At 66.7% G+C, this 2,268-nt stretch carries 1 protein-coding gene; it reads right to left on the bottom strand.

The window, feature by feature from the left end; genetic code table 11:
* Positions 1-2,268 (bottom strand): type I polyketide synthase (locus PV350_RS46165; protein WP_500339257.1); only part of this gene is annotated, 2,268 nt, incomplete at both ends.

The following is a 2,268-nucleotide window of genomic DNA, read 5'->3' as shown; positions in this document are numbered from 1 at the left end:
GAATAGTGAGAGGTCGTGGGGGGTGGGGTAGTCGAAGACGACGGTGGCGGGGAGTTTGATACCGGTGGTGGTGCTAAGGCGGTTGCGGAGTTCGACGGCGGTGAGGGAGTCGAAGCCGATTTCGCGGAAGGCGCGTGTCGGGGTGAGGCTGGTGGAGTCGTTAATGTCGAGGACGGCTGCGACGTGGTGACAGATGAAATTGGTCAGCTGAGTGCGTCGCTGTTGGGGGTCTAGTTCGGCGAGCTGGTTGACAAGGGTTGTGGCGGCTGGGGTGGGGGTTGTGGCGTGGGATCGACGGGGTGTGCCGACGAGGTTGCGCAGGAGAGGGGAAGGGTGTTTGTAGGTGGCCTGACTGCGTAGTGCGGTGCGGTCGATGGCTGCGGGGATGAGGTGGGGGTTGGTGGTGTTAAGCGCCTGGTCGAAGAGGCGGATGCCGTCGTCGGCGCTGAGGGGCAGGATGCCGGATCGGGAGATGCGGGCATGGTCGGTGGGAGTGAGCTGGGCGGTCATGCCGCTGGTGGGCGCCCACAGCCCCCAGGCCAGTGCTGTTGCTGGCAGGCCGGCGTGGTGGCGGCGCTGGGTGATGGCGTCTGCGGCGGCGTTGGCTGCGGCGTAGTTGGCTTGGCCGGGACTGCCGGTGACGCCAGCGATGGAGGTGAACGTGATGAAGCCCGCGAGACTGGTCTCGCGGGTGAGATCGTCGAGGTGGACGAGCGCGTCGACCTTTGGTGCGAGAACTGTCTTGAGGCGCTCGGGATCCAGCGCGGTGATTACGGCGTCGTCCAGGACACCGGCGGTGTGGACAATGGCGGTCAAGGGCGCGTTCTGTGGGACTGCTGTGATGAGTGCGGCCGCCTGCTGACGGTCGGTCAGATCGCAGGCGGCGATCTCGACCTGGGCGCCGTGGTTGCGGAGACGATCGGCGAGTTCGAAGGCACCGGGAGCTGCTGGGCCCTGACGGGAGACCAGCAGCAGATTCTGCGTTCGGCCAGTTGCCGCCAGGTGCTCGGCGATCAGTGCGCCGAGGACTCCGGTACCGCCGGTGATCAAGACCGTCCCCTGCGGATCCCACCCGGCAGTTATGACCTCGCCCGACGAGGGGGAGGGAGAAGCGGCTGGGGCCAATCGTGGAAGTAGTACTTGTGCCGCGCGGATCGCGGCTTGCCACTCGTCCCGTTCGGCCAGTGACGTGCACAGGCCGGCGTGGATGTCGCTGGCGGTGTCGTGGTCGAGGAGGAGGATGCGTTCGGGGTGTTCGTTCTGGGCGCTGCGGATCAGCCCCCAAACGGCGGCGGCGGCTGGGTCGAGTGCGCCGCGTTCGGTCTCGGTGACCGTGACCGCGCCGGTGGTGGCCACGACCAGTCGGGACCCCTCCCACAAGGGATCGGTCAGGAAAGCCTGAACGGCCTCCAGGACCAAAGTGATCGCCTGCCTCACCCGGCCACCGTCGACCACAGGAGCATCCGCAGTGGCACCCGGAACCTGCAAAACAACCCACGACGGTAGATCGTCCGGCTCGTTCAGCAAAGGCACCAGCCCTGTGACACCGTCGATCTCTGCGACTCGATCGCGGCTGAGACCCGCAGCAGATCTAAGGACGGTCTTTTCCCATTGGAGGGTGTAGGAGCGGGGTCCTGCGGTGGTGTGGCCTGCGGCGGCTGACAAGGTCTCCAGCTCTGCAAGCGGTACCGGACGCGTTTTCAGCGACTCCAGAGTGAGAACCGGCAGGCCGGCGGCGTCCGTCATCACCAGCCGCACACCGTCGCCGGTCGCAGTCGGGGAGATCCGCACCCGCACCTGACCCGCACTCGCTGCATGCACGGATGCTCCTTGCCAGGCGAACGGCAGATGCACAGACCCATCGTCGGCGGTTTCAGCATCGGACAGTCCGACCGTGTGGAGGGCAGCGTCAAGGAGGACGGGATGGATCACGAACCCCGTCGTCTCCAGGGAACTATCGAGCACCAGCTCGGCAAAGACCTCGTCCCCGTCACGCCAGACCGCCCGCACCGCCCGGAACAACGCCCCGTACTCGTAGCCCCGCGACGCCAGCTGCTCATAGAACCCGTCTAGCTCTAGGGGCTGGGCACCTGCCGGAGGCCACACCCCGCCACCGAGTTCCGCTGCTACACCGACCGAATCGGCGTATATGAGCCCGGCGGCGTGTGAGACCCACTCCGAACCCGGCACATCGGGCCGAGCAAAGACCTCCACCGGACGCAACCCGCCGGATTCAACGGGCCCCACCACCACCTGCACCAGCAGCAC

Origin of the sequence: Streptomyces sp. PA03-6a, from assembly GCF_033792765.1 — a bacterium.
Lineage (GTDB): Bacteria > Actinomycetota > Actinomycetes > Streptomycetales > Streptomycetaceae > Actinacidiphila.
The sequence above is the reverse complement of the archived record's forward strand: the minus strand, read 5'-3'. Positions and strand labels throughout refer to the sequence as shown.